The sequence below is a fragment of the Marinobacter similis genome (assembly GCF_000830985.1).
Taxonomy (GTDB): domain Bacteria; phylum Pseudomonadota; class Gammaproteobacteria; order Pseudomonadales; family Oleiphilaceae; genus Marinobacter; species Marinobacter similis.
This window is the reverse complement of sequence record NZ_CP007151.1, coordinates 1391383-1409904: the sequence shown is the minus strand read 5'-3', so window position 1 is coordinate 1409904 and position 18522 is coordinate 1391383. Positions and strand designations below refer to the sequence as shown.

General features: G+C 63.9%; 3 protein-coding genes and 7 pseudogenes. 6 read left to right on the top strand and 4 right to left on the bottom strand.

Features of this window, described 5'->3' with window-relative positions:
* Positions 1 to 75: 75 nt before the first annotated feature.
* Positions 76 to 1120: pseudogene (gene cra / locus AU14_RS06515) on the top strand (catabolite repressor/activator).
* Here cra and AU14_RS23735 read toward each other — a convergent pair.
* Both AU14_RS23735 and AU14_RS23730 read right to left on the bottom strand, forming a co-directional pair.
* A pseudogene (locus AU14_RS23735) lies at positions 1032 to 3322 on the bottom strand (helicase C-terminal domain-containing protein). The pseudogenes cra and AU14_RS23735 sit on opposite strands and share 89 nt — an antisense overlap.
* Before the next feature lie 106 nt (positions 3323 to 3428).
* Positions 3429 to 4952: pseudogene (locus AU14_RS23730) on the bottom strand (VRR-NUC domain-containing protein); the annotation flags it as partial.
* Positions 4953 to 5144: 192 nt separating this feature from the next.
* On the opposite strand from AU14_RS23730, the gene folM reads away from it, so the two are divergent.
* Positions 5145 to 5852: a dihydromonapterin reductase gene (gene folM / locus AU14_RS06505; RefSeq protein ID WP_041339770.1), complete on the top strand. Its 708-nt coding sequence runs from the start codon at positions 5145 to 5147 to the stop codon at positions 5850 to 5852.
* Positions 5853 to 5886: 34 nt separating this feature from the next.
* On the opposite strand, the gene AU14_RS06500 is transcribed toward folM, so the two are convergent.
* The gene (locus AU14_RS06500; protein ID WP_052471986.1) at positions 5887 to 6336 is read right to left on the bottom strand and encodes a DUF4864 domain-containing protein; all 450 of its coding nucleotides are present in this window, start codon (positions 6334 to 6336) and stop codon (positions 5887 to 5889) included.
* A gap of 190 nt (positions 6337 to 6526) precedes the next feature.
* Here AU14_RS06500 and AU14_RS06495 point away from each other — a divergent pair, with 190 nt between their 5' ends.
* The 4 genes and pseudogenes from AU14_RS06495 to recD all read left to right on the top strand — a co-directional run bounded on the left by AU14_RS06495 (position 6527) and on the right by recD (position 16602).
* Positions 6527 to 6817, top strand: coding sequence for a DUF6482 family protein (locus AU14_RS06495; RefSeq protein WP_041339768.1), 291 nt, complete (start codon positions 6527 to 6529; stop codon positions 6815 to 6817).
* Positions 6818 to 7012: 195 nt separating this feature from the next.
* Positions 7013 to 10598: pseudogene (gene recC / locus AU14_RS06490) on the top strand (exodeoxyribonuclease V subunit gamma).
* A pseudogene (recB, locus tag AU14_RS06485) lies at positions 10595 to 14360 on the top strand (exodeoxyribonuclease V subunit beta). Before recC ends, recB begins: the two co-directional pseudogenes overlap by 4 nt.
* A pseudogene (recD, locus tag AU14_RS06480) lies at positions 14357 to 16602 on the top strand (exodeoxyribonuclease V subunit alpha). The pseudogenes recB and recD overlap by 4 nt, the downstream one beginning before the upstream one ends.
* On the opposite strand, the pseudogene AU14_RS06475 reads toward recD, so the two are convergent.
* Positions 16589 to 18410: pseudogene (locus AU14_RS06475) on the bottom strand (ABCB family ABC transporter ATP-binding protein/permease). The pseudogenes recD and AU14_RS06475 sit on opposite strands and share 14 nt — an antisense overlap.
* Between the last annotated feature and the right edge of the window lie 112 nt (positions 18411 to 18522).

Genomic DNA, 18522 nt, shown 5'->3' with positions numbered 1-18522 from the left:
CGTGTCAGCAGACATAGAATCGATGATGTATCAGATATGATCAGAAATCAAGCAATCGCGTAACAGGGAACCGCCATGACACTCGCCGAACTCGCCCGACTTGCCGGTGTGTCCAGAACCACCGCCAGCTATGTCATGAATGGTCAGGGCGTGGCCCGGCGCATCAAGCCCGACACCATCGACAAGGTTCTGGCGATCGCCCGCAAGCACCGGTTTCAGGTCGACACCCAGGCTGCGGCGCTGCGCGGCGGTGCCAGCAAAACCCTGGGCTTTATCCTGCCGGACCTGGAGAACACCAGTTACGCCCGCTTGGCCAAGCTGCTGGAACAGGGCGCCCGTGCCCGCGGCTACCAGTTGCTGATCGCCGGCTCCGACGATAACCCCGAAACCGAAAAAGCCCTGGCTCAGGCCCTGAAAGCACGGCGTTGTGATGCCTGATCGTGGCCAGCGCACTGTCGGAACACAACCCTTTCTACCCCGACTTACAGGCCGATGGCCTGCCCGTTATCGCGGTGGACCGGGCGCAGTCGCCGGAACTGATTCGCTGCGTGGTCAGTGATAACCAGGCGCCGCCGACAGTCTGACCCGCTCGGTGCTGACTGAAGGCACCGGCACCGTGGCCTGGTTTGACGCCGTACCGGACCTGGCCATGACCCGGGAACGCCGGGCCGGCTTTGAAGCCGCGGCCAGGCAATTGGGCTGGGCCACCGAGGTACGTAGCGGCGCCCGCTACGACCGGCAGACCGGCGCCGCCCTGATGCGGGACCTGCTCAGTTGCCGGGCGCTACCGGAAGCGCTGGTCACCGCCTCCTACACCCTGCTGCAAGGAGCACTGGATGTGCTTTTGGAACAGCCCGGCGGCCTGACCCCGGCGCTGAAACTGGCGACCTTTGGCGACGACCGGCTGCTGGATTTCCTGCCGGTGCCGGTGCACTCGCTGCCCCAGAATCATGAAGCCATAGCCGCTGCCGCCCTCGATCAGGCCCTGGCTGCCATCGCCGAGCCACATGCACCGGTTCAGCCGGTCACCATCAACCGGACCCTGAAGCATCGTCCGGCCCGGGCTCAACCGGCGTCTCAAACCACCAGCCCGGGAGCAGGGCCCGCACCGGTGGCTTGAGAAAGCGGTCATCAATTAGCCAGATAACGCCCTCGTCCTCGGGCGTGCGGATCACCCGACCGGCGGCCTGGGCCACTTTCTGCAAGCCCGGGATCAGATAGGTGTAATCGTAGCCGGCGCCGAACCGCTGTTGCAGGCGGTCCTTGAGCAATTCATGCCAGGCGTCGAAGGGCGGCAGGCCCAGGGTAGCGACAAACGCGCCGATCAGCTGGTCGCCGGGCAAATCAATGCCTTCGCTGAAGACACCACCGAGCACCGCAAACGCCACGCTCCCGGATTCATGCTGGAACCCCTCAAGAAAGTCCCGCCGTTGCTGCGGGCTCATGGCCGGCTGTTGCGAGCGCTGGGGTACCTCTGGGGCCTGCCGGGCCAGCACATCCGCCACCTCGTTCAGGTACTTGAAACTGCTGAAAAACGCGAGATAGTGGCCCGGACGCGTCTGGTACTGGCGGGCAATCAGCTCGGCAATAGGCTGGGCCGAGGCCTGGCGATGGGCCTGACGGGTACTGATCCGGGGCGTGAAATGAACCTGTAACTGCTCCGCAGTGAAGGGACTGGGCAACGAGGTAAAGCGGCTGTCCTCGGGCAGGCCCAGCAGATCCCGGTGATAGATGCCCGGACTGAGAGTTGCGGAGAACAGCAGCACCGAGTTAGCGGCCGCAAACCGCTCACGCAGGAAGTCCGCCGGCACCAGATTCTGAATCGTCAGCCGCGCCCGGCCCCGGCCCTCGCGCCGGAACTCGCACAGGGAATGATCACCGAAGGAATCCGCCAGCTTCATGAATGCCACCGATTCGAACAGCAGCTCCTGCAACGCCAGATCGGGCGGATTGTCGGCCAGGAAATCGGTCAGCGCCGACACCAGCCCGAGCAGGCTGCCGGTCAGTGCCGACGGCAACTGCGGAAGAAAGACGGCGGCGTCACCGGCGTCGCCATGGTCGCGGATTAGCCCCTGCCAGGCCCGGGCGGTGCGATCCAAATGCGACTTCAGCACTTTCGGCGCGGTTTTGCGCAGCCGTAGCAGACGCTGCTGATCCAGACGCACCGAATACATACCCCGGCCGCGATCCACCAGATTGTGGGCTTCGTCCACCAGCACCGACGCATTCCACTGGTTCTGTCGGATCAGCCCGTGGAGCAGGGCAGACTGATCGAACATGCGATTTACGTCGGCCACCACCACATCACTCCAGCGCGCCATCTCTTGGGCCAGGAAATACGGACACAGCTGGTGTCCGGCGGCAATCCCGGCAAGCCGGTCCCGGGTCAGGGTGGCGCCGGCCTGCACTGCCTCGGCGCGGGCATCCGGCAAGCGGTCAAAAAAACCCTTCGCCAATGGGCAAGACTCACCATGGCAGGCCTTATCCGGATGCTCGCAGGCGTCGTCTTTGGCCACCAACTCCAGCGTCCGTAGCGGCCAGTCGTCGGGTTCGGGCTGGGCCGCCCGCAGACGTTCGATGGCATCCACCGCCAGTTGCCGGTTGGTGTTGCGACAGGTCAGGTAGAATAGCCGATCCTGGTTGGCGGCGGGCATGGCCATCAGAGACGGAAACAGCGTACCCAGGGTCTTGCCCAGGCCCGTGGGCGCCTCCAGCAGCAGGGTGCCGGCGTTCAGGGTGTTGCGGTACACGGTCTCCGCCAGCTGACGCTGCCGGGGCCGAAAATCGGCAAACGGAAACTGCAGGGCCCGCAGGCGAGCATCCCGACGCTCACGGTGATCCGCCTCCCACTCGGCCCAGGCCCGGTATTTGGTACACAGGCCTTCCAGTTCCTGCCACAGCTGCTCGGCGCTGGCGGTTTCAGCAATCGGGGTTTCCTTGTCCCGGCCGGTGTCGTAATACACCAGTACCAACTCCAGTTTTTTAAGCTTTTCCTGCCGGCACAGCAGCGCCCCGTAGGCCCGCAATTGAGCCCGGTGCAGGGCCCGTTGGTGCTCCCGGACCCGGGACAGGTCGCCCCGGTGAGTCTTGATTTCCTCCAGCCGGCCCTGGTGTGGATGGTAGCCGTCGGCCCGACCCGAAAGCTTTAAACCCAGGCATTCTCCGCTCAGTAAATACTCACTTTTGTAGCCATAACCACGCCGGGACTGGATCGCCTGATGGCCGACAATGCCCTCCTCGGAACTGGGCGCCGGGGTGTAGCGGAAATCCAGGTCGCCCTCCCGGGCGGCGAATTCACACAGGTCCTGACCGCAACTTTCACGTCGAGGCTCCCTCGGGCTGCCAGCGCACGTAACAGACACTGGCGGGAATGCCTGATCGGCAAAGAAGCCCAGCCAGCGAATCTGGTGGTCCTGCAACCGGTCACCCGGGCCTTTCACCTCGATCATCTGGTAGCGCGGGGCAGACGCCGGCGCCTCCGGGTGGAACTGAATCAGGTCCGGAAAGCCGCTGCGGTGCTCACGGATATTCAACAACAGGCGCCGGAACAGCTGCTCCAGATCCCCAGCCGGAATACAGGCCAGGGCCAGATCCAGCAGATCCGGCGTGAGCACCGGCCAGATCACGAACGGATTGGCGGTGCCGTACTTGGCGTCGTATGTGTCGAGAATGCGGCGCTGGTAGCTGCCATCTGACAGGGCGGCAAAACAGCAATCGAACGACGCCTGCCGACGCTCGACAAAATCATCCCGGGTCAGGTCCGCGGGGCCGACGTGAAACGGGTGGAAGAAGGCGCCGGGCAGGGGCTCAAAGATGGTGGTCCAGCACAGCAGGCCGAACAGACCGGTGATCAGGGTGTTCTCGACATAGAACACCGGTGCCTGGTCCTGCCATAAATGTTGCAGCACCGAGAACTCCACCGAACCGGTCGTTGGCCTGGGCAATTCCACCGACCACTCCTGAAGCTCGGGTGCAATCGAGCTCAGGGGGGAGGGCTGGGCCAGCTTGGTAGCCAACCGCTTCAGGATTCGCGCCAGGCCCTGGGCCTCGGCATCACTGAGGGCCTGTTGCTGCCAGGCGATGGCAATGGCCCAGGCTTCGTCAAAGCGTTTCAATCGCTCCAGCAGCCGCAGCTGCTTCAACCGGGCCTCCCGGTGGCCGCTGGCCGCAAACGCCGTCACCGCCAGTTCGCGCTCACCCTGGCGTTCGGCCTGCCGGCCCAGCTCCAGCAACAGTCGGTTCCGCCGGCTGGTCAGCCAGGGATTGCTCAATTCACCAGGCACCTCGGGCCAGACCTCAGCGGAAGGCACGCCCTCGTCGAGCCACTGCCGGCACTGATGCATGACCAGGTAACAGTCCACTTCCGCCCGCTGGGCAAAGGCGCGGGAATCCGGTGTGAACGGGACTGGCTCGTAGCGCTGGTGCCCCAGCTCCACCAGCACAAAATCGGACCAGCTCTGGCGCAGGTTGCCGAAGAACATCAGCCGGATGCGATCAAATAATGCCATCTGCTTCAGGCGCACCACCGGTGCCGCCGATTGTCCCAGCCAGTCTGAAATGGGTCGCGGGTCGGGAAAGTGATGGCCCAGGCTCTCCAGCATCCGGGCCTTGGCCAGGGATTTTGGCAAACCCAGGGCCTCGAGCTCGCCGGCAAACACCAACCGTAACTCCGGTAACGTGTACAGACGGAACAGCTGGTCAAGCTCCAGTAACGGCTCGGCATCCAGCCAGTCGTGGGCAATCAACGACTCCAGGGCCACAGCTTCGGCCACCGCCAGCTCCGGGTAGTTGAGTTTATCGGTGCGAAAATATTCGCCGGTGCGCATCACCAGCCGGGTCAGCAGGGCCCGCGCCGGCATCGGCAGGTTCAGGAATCCGGTCAGCCGGCGCTGCTCGGCGTCGGTCAACAGATCGGCGTGGTGATCCCGCACCCAGGCCACCACGGTCTCCATGTTTTCCAGGTAATACAGCGGGTTCTCAAGATCCGCGGTGCCCGGCTTCCGGTAGCTGGGTATGGGGCTGGCCATGGTCCGGGTAATGCCTCCTGGTGGCTGATTCGGTTGACGGCAGTCGGGGTTGTGGCGAGCTGATGACCCGAGGCCGGGATTCTGGCGTATTCATTGGCTCATCGACAGGAGAATGCCATGACGGCTCCCATTCTGATCACCGGCGCCGGCCAACGCATTGGCCTGGCGTTTGCCAAAGCCTGTCTCGAGCAGGGCCAGCCGGTAATCGCCACTTACCGCACCTACCGGCCGGCGGTGGATGCCCTGCAAAAAGCCGGGGCCGACTGCGTACACGCGGATTTTGCCACGAACGAGGGCATCGATGCCTTTATCGATACCCTGATGACGAAAACCGCCAGCCTGCGAGCAATCATCCACAATGCCTCAGACTGGCTGCCGGAGAGCAACGACACCGACCCGGGCGAGGTGATGCAGGCGATGATGCAGATTCATGCCATGACGCCCTACCGCATCAACCTGGCGTGCCGGGCGCTGCTGGAAAACAGTGAGCAACCCACCGACATTATCCACATGACCGATTACGTGGTCGAAAAGGGCAGTGCCAAGCACATCGGCTATGCCGCCAGCAAAGCAGCCCTGGCCAACCTGACCCTGTCGTTTGCCCGGCTGCTGGCGCCCAAGGTAAAGGTGAACAGCCTGGCGCCATCGCTGATCATGTTCAATCCGGGTGACAGCGAGGCCTACCGGGAAAAGACCCTGAAAAAATCCCTGATGGGCATTGAGCCCGGGGTGGAAGTGGCGGTGCAGACCCTGCAGTTCCTGCTCGACAATCCCTACATCACCGGGCGCAACCTGCCGTTGGACGGTGGTCGCCACCTGGCGTAAGTGATTGTTTGTGACTGCAAACAATTGAACGCGATCAGATGCCCAATTTTGCCGGCTTCAACTGGACGCCGGCGATTTTCCAGACGCCGTCCACCAGCACCATGCGGTAATAGGCGTCCCAACGTTTACCCTCGGGCCCTTGCAGTCGCACCCCCTGAATTTCAAAGGCGCCGTGGGGCACCCGATCGGTAAATTCGATCGCGGTAGCGCTATGTACTGCCGGGTACGCCTGCCGCACCATGTTGATAAACACATCCGAGGTGCCAAAACGGCGTTTGATGCCCTCGGAGGCATGGGCCCAGGCCTGTTCCTCATCATTATTGGCAAAGGCTTCAATCTGCAGCAGGATTGTTTCCCGAATGTCGGAATCCTTGTTGGCCGCCAGGGGCCGGGCGGTCAGCACCAGCGCCAGCAGTACCAAAGCAACCAAAAAGACCCGAGCGGTCAGGCTCACGCGGTTGGGGATGATGGCGAAACTGTCCATCGAGATACCCTCCATTGTTCATGTAATAAACAATACGCATCTGCCTGCACCACAGATCCGTTTTGCCTCGCCTCAACCCACCCTCCTTCCCAATCTTATTTACCCGCCTTTCTTGATCGTTTATTGACCTGTTCGCACACCGGCCTCGTATATTTTTAAACAACGGCGACAAACCTGAGGTCAATTTCCTATGCACATGAATACCGGCGAACTGAAAAGCCACAAACACGATCCCATCTCTCTGCTGGAAATCGTCTCCATGGAAGGCCGTTACTACATGGCCCGCTTTTATCTGGATGGCGTAGGTTATGTCCTGACCGATTCCGACGATCACGTCGTTATGTTTACCGGCGCCTGTGCCGTGCGGGACTTCTTCCACGATTACCAGGTGGAGAAGACTGAAGTGATTCCGCCGACCGGCACCGACGAGATGATTGGCATGCCCGTGACCAGCACTGAAACCATGCGGGTCCCACTCTGAATCGGCGCTGACCGAACCCGTTGACGACAGCGCCGGCACAATGCCGGCGTTCGCGCCCTGCCCAAATCCCCCCATGACGTTTATCTGCCACGCCAATCCTCTTATTGCGGTCTGATTCTGTGACCACATGCGGTAACCTGTACCCTCAGGATTGAAACCCGCATTAGCACCGGATTTCTTAGTAAAAGGACCCCCATGGCCGACCATTCCGCCATCGAACCCGGCTTCCATGCCATCCACGCCAATCACCTGGAAGACCTGCGCCGAGCCGTGGTGTTCGTGTGCCAGCAGACACCGCTGCCGCCCCTGGAGAGCGAGACCTTTCTGGTTCAGAGCAACGGCATTGCCCAGTGGCTGAAACTGGCGTTGGCGGAGCAGCGGTCGGACGAGGGTGGCGGCCTGGGGATTGCCGCCGGTATGGATTTCCTGTTCCCTGCACGTTTCATCTGGCAGGCCTATCGGGCCGTGTTGCCCGCCGGAGATGTGCCGGAGCAGTCGCCGTTCGACAAGCACCGGCTGGTGTGGCGACTGTATCGGCTGCTGCCTGAACTGGTCGGTCAGGACGAGGTCTTCACGCCCCTGGCTCGCTTTCTCGACGGCAGCGACCCTGAGCTGCGAACCTTCCAGCTGGCCGAGAAAGTGGCTGATCTGTTCGACCAGTACCAGGTCTTCCGGGCCGATTGGCTCAGCGCCTGGGAGCAGGGCCGGGATGTGGTGATCACCGCCCGCAATGACGAAAAAGCACTGGACCCGGAGCGGCGCTGGCAGCCGGTGCTGTGGCGGCATCTGGTTGAGGACGTGGGTGTCGACGCTCGCACCAGTCGTTCGCAGATCCACACCCGGTTTATGGACGTGGGCCAAACCGTGACCGCGCCGGCGCACCCGGACCGTCTGCCCCGGCGAATCGTGGTGTTCGGGGTTTCCTCATTGCCCCGGCAGGCACTGGAGGCGCTGTACGTGCTCAGTCGCTTCAGCCAGGTGGTGCTGTGTGTGCACAACCCCTGTCAGTTCTACTGGGCCGACATCATCAGTGACCGGGAGCTGCTGAAGGCGGAACGCAAGCGCGGCAGTGTCCATCCGACCCTGTCCCAGATTGACGACCCGGACCAGCTGCACCAGCACGCCAACCCGCTGCTGGCGGCCTGGGGCAAGCAGGGCCGGGATTACATCCGGCTGCTGGATGAATTCGATAACCCGGACGAGTACCGGAGCCGGTTCCAGACCCCGGACCAGAAGATCGACATCTTTTCCGAGCACGGCCAAGCCGATGCCCCGCGCCTGCTGCATCAGCTCCAGAACGACATCTACAACCTGACGCCGCTGCGGGATATCCGCGACGAACATCGCACAGTGACACCGGCGCAGGATCATTCCCTGGTGTTTCACGATGCCCACAGCCCCCAGCGGGAAGTGGAAATCCTGCACGACCAGTTGCTGGCAGCATTCAACGCCGACCCGACCCTGCGGCCCCGGGACGTTATCGTCATGGTCCCCGACATCAACGTGTACGCCCCGCACATACAGGCGGTGTTTGGCCGAGACCCGTCCGACCGCAACCGCCACATCCCATACACCATCTCGGATCAGGGCCAGCGCCACCACGAACCGGTACTGATTGCCCTGGAAACCCTGATGTCGCTGCCACGCAGCCGATTCGCCATGAGTGAGATCATCAGCCTGTTGGAAGTACCGGGCATCCGTGACCGCTTCGCCATCAGCGAAGACGAAATCCCGTTGGCCCGGCACTGGGTGGAAGGCGCCAACATCCGTTGGGGCCTGCACGGCCGGCACCGGGAAAGCCTGGAACTGCCGGCGCACCTGGACCGCAACACCTGGCAGAAAGGGCTTCAGGCCATGCTGCTCGGTTACGGCATGGGCGATGACGAGCCTGGGGCGGGGTTGAACCTACGGCGAAATCGGGGGCCTGCAAGCCAGTCTGGCCGGCCGGCTGAACGACTTTGTCCACCAGCTGGAACGGCTCTGGCAGGAACTGCAAGAAGCCCGCACCCCCAGCGGCTGGGAAACCCTGTTCTCGGCCATGCTCGAGCGCTTCTTCGACCAGCTTGAAGGCAGCGACCTGCTGTTGCTGAACCGGTTCCGGCGCCAGCTCGAGCAGTGGCTGGACAATGCCCTGGCGGCCGGCCTGCAGGACCAGCCGCTGCCACTGACGATCGTCAAGGACGTGCTGCTGGACGGCCTGGACGAAGGCGGCCTGAATCAGCGCTTTCTCGCCGGCAAGGTCAACTTCGCCACCCTGATGCCGATGCGGGCGATTCCGTTTCGCCGGGTCTGCCTGCTGGGCATGAACGACGGCGACTACCCGCGGTCACGGCCGCCGGTGGATTTTGACTTGATGGCCGAGGACTATCGCCCTGGTGACCGCTCACGCCGGGAAGACGACCGTTACCTGTTCCTGGAGGCGCTACTGTCGGCCCGGGAACAGCTGTACATCAGCTGGGTCGGGCGCAGCATCCGGGACGACTCGGAACGACCGCCGTCGGTCTTGGTAGGGCAGTTACGGGATCACCTCGACGGCCTCTGGCACTGGTCCGGTGACGGCGATATACCGGTGTCCCAAGTGCTGACCACCGAGCACCCGCTGCAACCGTTCAGCCGGGACTATTTCCCCCAGGCCAACAGCATCACAGGCGACCCCGCCAGTGCCGCCAAGCCGGTCGCCGAGGTGCTGCGCGCCGGTACCCTGTTTACCTATGAGCGGGAATGGCGCGCCGCCCACGGCGGCGAATTGCCCGGCGCCGAACAGGCACCACTGCCGTACCAGGAACCCGAGGAGCCGATTACCCTGAGCGAGCTGGCCCAGTTCCTGAAAAAGCCCATCGATACCTTTTACCAGCGCCGGCTCCAAGTTCGCTTTGACGCCGTTGATGACGACGATACCGACAACGAGAATTTTGACCTGACCGGTCTGGACCGCTGGCGTCTGGACAACGAACTGATTCAGGACAGTGTCCTGAAAGCCGGCTCGGAACCGGAGCTGCACGATCGCCTGGAGCTCACCCTGGACCGGATGGCCCGGCGCGGGGATCTGGGCATGGGCGTGACCGAACACCGGCTGCGCACCGAACTGGCGGGCCGGCTGCCGGACCTGTTCGAGCGCTACCGCAGTGCCCTCAGCAGCTGGCCGGAAGCCCTGGCCGAGCCCATCACCCTGGACTACCGCTACAGCGATGACACCGGTGCGGTCGAACTGGTGGACCTGATCGACGGCCTGCGAGCCGGCCCCGATGGCCAGCTGTGCCGGCTGGTCATTGCCAGCTCCAGCCTGCTGGCCGGCTCCGGTGCCGGCCGCCGGGTGCGCTACGCCAACCTGATGGCCGACTGGCTAATCCACCTGGCCGGCCAGCTCACCGACCGGCCCTTCGAAACCCTGATTCTGGCCAAGGAAGAGGGCCGTAAATTCCGCTTCCCGCCGATGCTGCGGGAGCAGGCCCGGGCCCAGCTGGACGCCATCCTGGCCGGCTGGATGCAGGCCACGACTCGGGCCCTGCCGCTGCATTGCGACGCCGGCTTCGCCTGGATCGCCAGCTACTATCAAAGCAAGAAATACCTGGGCGATCACGACCGCGCCATCGCCGAAGCCGAACAGGCCTACCAGATCGCCCTGGAGCGCGACACCGGCTACCTGCGTGGTGCCTATGACAGCCCGGAGGCACTGCTGGCGAGCGGCGAATTTGAGGCCCTGCTACACGCACTCTATGTTCCGCTCTGGGAAGCTGAACAGGGCAAATCCGCCGCCGGCGCAGTGGGAGCAGAGGCATGAGCACCGACACCATGGCACGCAATCCGAACCTGGATCCGTTAACCCTGCCGCTGCACGGTAGCACCCTGATTGAGGCCAGCGCCGGTACCGGCAAGACCTTCACCATTGCCATCCTGTACGTACGCCTGGTGCTGGGGCACCAGCAACCGGCGGACAGCCCACTGGCCCAGGGCATGTTGCCCCCCAACCTGCTGGTGGTGACTTTTACCGACGCCGCCACCAAGGAACTGCGGGACCGCATTCGCACCCGACTGACCCAGGCCGCCGAGGCGTTTTCCGACACTGCCGATACGGCCACGGCGTCGCCGGAAACCGCGCTGATTTACCAGCTCCGGGACCAGAGCTATCCGGATCCGTCGTCCTGGCCGGACTGCCGCAAGAAACTGTTGCTGGCCGCGGAGTGGATGGACGAAGCCGCGGTGTCCACCATTCACGGCTGGTGTAACCGCATGCTGAGTGAGCACGCGTTCGACAGTGGCAGCCTGTTCAAGCTGACCCTGGAAACCGACCAGAGCGACCTGCTGGACGAGGTGGTCCGGGATTACTGGCGCACCTTCATCTACCCGCTGCCGCCAGCGCTGATGGACGATGTGCTCGGCCATTGGAAAACCCCGGGCGAGCTGCGCCTGGCGGTTCGCAATCTGCTGACCGAGGCCGGGCAGCTGGCCGCTTCCGAGGGCGACGTGAAGGCGGTCATCGAAGCGGTCCAGCGCCAGCGCCGGGATAGGGCCCAGCAGCTGAAAGCCCATCCCTGGGCCAGCTGGAAAGACGAGGTTCTGGAGCTGCTGGATGACCTGCAAAAGGCCAAGCGTCTGCACGGCGGCAGCAAGAAAGCGATGGTTGCGGCCTGGGATACCCTGCTGGACTGGCAGGCCTCCGACACGCTGGTGCCGAACGGCCTGGACAAGGCCGGGTTCCAGAACCAGACCCCGACCGTACTGCCAACCAAGCTCAAGGGCGACGAGCCGGCCCCCGACCATGCCGCCTTCACCGCCATCGAGGAACTGATTGCCTTCAGCCAGAGCCTGCCGAGCGCCAAATCTGACCTGCTTCGGCACGCCACCCGGTGGATCGCCAAGCGGCTGGAAGCCGAGAAACAGAAACGCTCGGAAATGGGTTTTGACGACCTGCTCACCCGCCTGGACGAGGCCCTGCATGGCCCCCGGGGTGACCAACTGGCGGCCACCATCCGCCGCCAGTTTCCGGTCGCGCTGATCGACGAATTCCAGGATACCGATCCGGTCCAGTACCGCATTTTCGATCGGGTGTACCGGGTCGCGGACAACGACCCCCACACCTGCCTGTTGATGATCGGTGACCCCAAGCAGGCCATTTACGGGTTCCGCGGTGCCGACATCTACACCTACCTGCAGGCACGCCAGGGGGCCCGCGAACGCACCTACACCCTGGGTCGGAACTTCCGCTCCGCCAAGCCGATGGTGCAGGCGGTGAACCGGATGTTCGAGCACGCCGACCAGACCAGCCGGGACGGCGCCTTTCTGTTTGGCCCCGGGGATCGCTCGCCACTGCCGTTCCAGGGCGTGGATGCCAACGGCACCAAACGCCTGTGGTCGGTCGACGGCGACTACCAGCCAGCCTGACACTGTGGGCCCTTCAGAGCGGCGCCGAGGACAAGGCCGGCAATCCGAAAGGCCTGGCCAAGGGCGCGGCAACCGCGGATCTGGCCGAGGCCTGCGGCAGCGAAATTGCCCGCCTGCTGACTCTGGGCCAGCAGGGCCGGGCCGGCTTTGCCCGCACCGACGATGCCACCGACCTGCAAGCAGTCCGCCCCGGCGACATTGCCATTCTGGTGAACAACCGGACCGAGGCCGGCGCGGTTCGCGCGGCACTGGCCGAACGGCGCATCAAGAGCGTGTACCTGTCAGACCGGGATTCGGTGCTGACCTCGCCAACTGCCGCAGAAGTGCTGTGCTGGCTGCGCGCGGTGGCGGAGCCGCGCCAGCTGAGCCTGACCCGGGCGGCACTGGCAACCCCAACCCTGGCGCAATCCTGGCAGGACCTGAACCGGCTGCTGACCGATGAGCTAGCCCTGGAGCGCGAAATTGAGCGTTTCATGGGCTACCAGCAGCAGTGGCAAAACCAGGGCGTGCTGCCGATGCTGCGCAGCCTGCTGATGGACTTCGAGGTGCCCGCGCGTCTGCTGCCACGCCCGGACGGTGAACGCCGCCTGACCGATATCCTGCACATCGCCGAGTTGCTGCAGCAGGACAGCCTGCAGCTGGATGGCGAACATGCCCTGGTGCATCACTTCACCCAGATCCTGCGGGCCGCCGACGAAGAGGACGAGCATCGCACCCTGCGCCTGGAAAGCGACGCCGGCCTGGTACAGGTGATCACCGTGCACAAATCCAAGGGCCTGGAATACCCCCTGGTGTTCCTGCCCTTCGGCACCTCGTTCCGGGCCGAGAAGGATTCCCAGGCCTGGGTCCGTTACCACGACGACCAGGGCAAACTGGTGACCGTGTTCGATCCCGGCCCGGACGACATTGCCCGGGCCGACCGGGAACGTCTGGGCGAGGACATCCGCAAACTCTACGTGGCGCTGACCCGGGCCCGGTTTGCCACCTGGGTGGGGGTCGCCGAAATCGATCAATGGTCCCAGAGCGGGCTGGGTTATCTGGTGACCGGACAGAGTGGGGCGCATCAGCCGAGCCGGGCGACAACCAGGCATCCCTGACCGGATGGCTGACAGCCGTGGCCGATGGCGAACCGGCCATCCAGGTGACGCCTCTACCTGAGCCCTCCGATTCCGGCTACCAGCAACCAGCCCCGGATACCCTGGGACCGGCGCTGGTGTCCGAGCGCGAAGCCCGGGAAGACTGGTGGATTGCCAGTTACTCGGCGATTGAATACAGCGGGCTCAGCGGCACCGGCGTGGTGTTCCGGGGCGAGGTGGAAGATGCCGAGACCCAGAACCTGCTGGAGGAGAGCGCCCAGGACGTCGGCGCCGAATCCATGACCGGTGCCCCGGAGCCAGCGCTACCGGACGACCACCATGGCTTCCCCAAGGGCGCCGGACCCGGCACCTTCCTGCACGATGTCCTGGAGTGGTGCTGCCAGCAGGGCTTCCGGACCATCGCCGATAACCCGGCGCTGTTGCGGGACTATTTGAGCCGACGCTGCAGTACCCGGGGCTGGAGCGACTGGGCAGAGGCGCTTGAGCTCTGGGTGCTGGGACTGATCCAGCAGCCGCTGGTGCTGCAGCGCGGCCAGCCCGAGCAGGTCAGCCTGGCCGAGCTGGGCCAGCTGCGACCGGAACTGGAGTTCTGGTTTGAGAGCCGCAACGTCAGCATCGGCCGCCTGGACAAGCTGGTTCAGGCCCATACCCTGAACGGAGCGGACCGGCCCAGGGCCGAGGCCGGGCGCTTCAACGGCATGCTCAAGGGCTTTATCGATCTGGTGTTCGAACACAACGGCCAGTACTACGTGCTGGACTACAAATCCAACGCCCTGGGCGACACTGACAGTGCCTACACCGACCAGGCCATGGGCGAGGCGATCCTGGACAAACGCTACGACCTGCAATACGTGCTCTACCTGCTGGCACTGCATCGCCTGTTGAGTGCCCGGTTGCCGGATTATGACTACGACCAACACGTCGGTGGCGCGGTCTACCTGTTCCTGCGCGGCTACCGGGCCAGCACCGCCGGGGCCTTTACCGACAAACCGCCAAGGGCGCTGATCGAACAGCTCGATGCCCTGTTCGATGGTGAAACCGCGGCCGGGGAGGCCATGGCATGAGCAAGACCCGTCATTCCGATCAGCAGTTCGCTCTCGATCTCGGCAGCGACATCGACACTGGCATGCCGGATCCGGCACCCGCCCCGGCGATCGATGGCCAACAGCTGTTTGCCTGTCTGGACACCATGGATGCGCTGCTCGCGCAGTGGCAAGACCAGGACTGGCTGCGGCCCCTGGACGTCGGCTTTGCCCGGCTGATCCGCAGTCTCAGCGAAGAGCAGGGCGAAGCCCCGACACCCTTGCTGCTGTTGCTGGCCGCTTTGACCTCGCACCAGGTCGGCCGGGGCCATGTCTGTATCGATCTGAGCCAGTTGCTGAAGGACGCCGAAGCGACCCTGGCACTGCCGCCAGAGGACAGCATCGCCGTGGCGGCGACAGCCGATACCGAGACCGCACCATCGCCCCGGGACATTCTGGCCAGACTCAACCTGGCCGATTGCCTGGTCACTATTAACGATAGCTGTGCGGTAAGTAATGGTTCACTCACTACACCACTGGTGGTGAACGACAGCCGCTTATACCTGCGCCGGTTCTGGCGCTACGAGCAGCGAATAGCCGAGGGTATCCAAAGCCGCCTGGCGTTGCCATCGCCCCTGGCCGATACCACCAGTAACGCCTCAACTACCTTGAGCCAGGCCCTGGGAATCCTGTTTGGCCACCAGAGCGAGGTCGATTACCAGCAGTTGGCCTGTGCCCTGGCCGCCCGCAACCGGTTTGCGGTCATTACCGGTGGCCCCGGCACCGGCAAGACCACCACGGTGGTGAAGCTGTTGGCGGCATTGCAGGCGGTGGCCGGAACCACCTCAGACCGGGCCGACGGCCGCAAGTACCGGATCCGTTTGGCAGCCCCCACCGGCAAGGCCGCAGCACGGCTGAACGAGTCCATCGGCGGCGCAGTCAGCGAACTGCCGCTGGCACAGTTGCCCGGTCAGGTCAGCCTCGATGACATCCCAACCCGGGTCACGACCCTGCACCGGCTGCTGGGTAGCCGGCCCGACACTCGCCAGTTCCGGCATAACCGGGACAACCCGCTGCTGGTGGATATCCTGGTGATCGACGAGGCCTCCATGGTTGATGTTGATCTGATGGCCTCGGTGTTCGAGGCGCTGCCGGCCTCGGCGCAACTGATTCTGCTGGGCGACAAGGATCAGCTGGCGTCGGTGGATGCCGGTGCGGTGCTGGGCGAGTTGTGCCAGCGCGCGACCGCTGCCCACTACACCCCGGCCACCGCCGACTGGCTGACCGCCGTCACCGGCCACACCTTACCCAGCGAGCTGCAGGACCCGGACGGCCAGCAGCCGGACCAGGCCGTGGCCATGCTGCGCAAGAGTTTCCGGTTCGACGAGCACAGCGGCATTGGCCAACTGGCCGAGGCGGTCAACACCAACCGGCTGGATGCCAGCACTCTGGCGGCCTGTCGTGATGGTAGCTTTAACGATGTGATCTGGCTGAACGGCGGCAGGCGCCACCCGGATCGCGACAGCACCCTGGCGCTGGTGGCCAACCACGCCATCAGCGGCAGCCCGGAGGCATTCCAGAATCGGGGCGAGGGCCGGCCCGGCAAGGACGGCTTGCTGGCGCCGCCAGTGGGCTACCGGCACTACCTGACACTGCTCAAAGGCGCCAATTTAACCGCAGACAGCAGCCGGGAGCAGTGGGACCAGCTGGCGCGGTCTTTGCTCAAATCGTTCGCGGATTTTCAGATCCTGTGCGCCTTACGCAAGGGCCCCTGGGGTGTGGAAGGCATCAACGAGCTGGTGACTCAACACTTGCTTGCCCATGGGCTCATCAAAGGCGGAAAGACCTGGTACAGCGGCCGTCCGGTGCTGGTCACCGGCAACGATTACAATCTCGGCCTGATGAACGGGGATATCGGGATCACGGTGGAGGTGCCCTGGGACCGGGACCACCAGGGCCAGCCCAAGACCACACCCCGGGTCGCGTTCCCGGCGTCCGACGGCACCGACACCATTCGCTGGATTTCCCCGAGCCGACTGCAGCAGGTGGAAACCGTCTACGCCATGACTGTGCACAAGTCCCAGGGCTCGGAATTCAAGCACACTTGCCTGGTGTTGCCAGACCGGCTCAGCCCGGTGATGACCCGGGAGCTGATCTACACCGGGATTACCCGGGCCCGCAACTGGTTCAGCCTGATCACCGGCGACGCGAGGTATTCCAGGACAGCGTGCAGCAACAGGTGGTCCGGGCCTCCGGGCTGGCCCAGCGGCTTAGTCTGCGCTAGCCCCGGGCTCGTCGGTATCTGCCTCGGCGCTGTGGTGCTGCTGGTGCCACAGCTGGGCATAGCGACCGTTCCGGGCCAGCAGCTCCTGGTGATGGCCACGCTCGATGATCCGGCCGGCGTCCATTACCAGGATGATATCAGCATCCCGGACGGTGGACAGGCGGTGGGCAATCACCAGGGTGGTGCGCTGCCGGCTGACTTCATTCAAGGCGCCCACGATGGCCTGTTCCGAGAGCGAATCCAGGCTCGAGGTGGCTCATCGAGAATCAGGAGGGGTGGATTCTTCAGGATCACCCGGGCAATCGCCACCCGTTGTTTTTCACCGCCCGACAACTTCAGCCCGCGCTCGCCAACCCGGGTCTCGTAGCCGTCCGGCAGGCTGTGGATAAACTCCTCCAGGTGCGCCAGGCGCGCGGCCTCGTGCACTTCCGCCTCGCTAGCATCGGGCCGGCCGTAGGCAGATTGCGATACAGGGTATCGTTGAACAGCACGGTATCCTGGGGCACCACGCCAATGGCCGAGCGCAGGCTGTCCTGGGTCACTGAGCGGATGTCCTGGCCATCAATGCAAATGGCACCGGCATCGACGTCGTAGAACCGGAAAAACAGCCGGGCCAAGGTGGACTTCCCGGCACCGCTGGCACCCACCACCGCCACCGTGTGGCCGGCCGGAATCCTCACCGTCACATCCTGCAGAATGGGCCGATCCGGGCGGTAGGCAAACTCGACATGGTCGAAGACAACCTCACCGCTGGTAATCGTCAGCGGCCGGGCATCGGGCGCGTCTTCGATGGCCGGCTCATCTCCGAGCAGACCGAACAGGCGCTCGACATTGACCAAGGCCTGACGGATTTCCCGATACACAAAGCCCAGGGCGTTCAGGGGAATAAACAGCTGGATCAGATAGGCGTTGATCATGGTGAAGTCGCCCAGGGTAATGGTGCCACTGGCCACCTCCCGTACCGCCATGGCCATGATCACAATCAGTGCCACCCCGATGATCAGCGCCTGGCCGCCATTCAGCGCCGCCAGTGACAGCCGGTTTTTCAGGCGGGCCTGCTCCCAGTCTTGCAGATCCTGGTCGTAAAGCTCGGCCTCAAAGGCCTCGTTGTTGAAGTATTTGACGGTCTCGTAATTGAGCAGGCTGTCCACCGCCCGGGAATTGGACTGGTTGTCCCGGGCATTGGCCTCGCGCACAAACCGGGTCCGCCACTCGGTCACCCGGATCGAAAACAGCACGTAGACCACCACGGCCACCAGAATGGCGAGTACGTAGCCGACGTTAAACACCACCAACAAGATGCCGGCCACCATCAGAATTTCCAGCAGGGTAGGGACGATGTTGAACAGGGTGAAGCGCAGCAGGAAACTGATCCCGTTGGTGCCGCGTTCGATATCCCGGGCCAGGCCGCCGGTCTTGCGGTCCAGGTGAAACGCCAGTTCGCGGTTGTGCAGATGACGGAACACCCGTAAGGACACCCGGCGCATGGCCCGTTCCGCCACCCGGGCAAAGACCGCATCACGCAACTCACTAAACAGGGTGGCACCAAAGCGCAGCGACCCGTAAGCCAGCACCAGCAACACCGGGATCCACAACAGGAACTCGCCGCCACGATTCTGATCGAGGTAGTCGACGATGTACTTGAGTGCCACCGGGGTGGCCACGGTCGCCAGTTTGGCCAGCACCAGCAACGCCAGCGCCAGCGCCACCCGGCCACGGAATTCGGCCAGATAAGGCCAGAGCCCGGCGATCACCTTCCAGTCCGGTTTATGGTGGGCAGGGTAATCGTGATCGGCGTAGGCGCGCACAGAAAGTTCCTTGTTGGACAGGGCAAAGCGACGGCCGCGGCCGTATGATGAGGGAACCGACCGGATGGTATCGACCGACCCCGGTGTCTGAGTGTACGCAAAACTCTGGAGG

Coding starts and splice junctions, on each gene's coding strand:
- AU14_RS06500 (WP_052471986.1), bottom strand. CDS start 6,336: ATGGACAGTTTCGCCATCATCCCCAACCGCGTGAGCCTGACCGCTCGG.
- AU14_RS06495 (WP_041339768.1), top strand. CDS start 6,527: ATGCACATGAATACCGGCGAACTGAAAAGCCACAAACACGATCCCATC.
- folM (WP_041339770.1), top strand. CDS start 5,145: ATGACGGCTCCCATTCTGATCACCGGCGCCGGCCAACGCATTGGCCTG.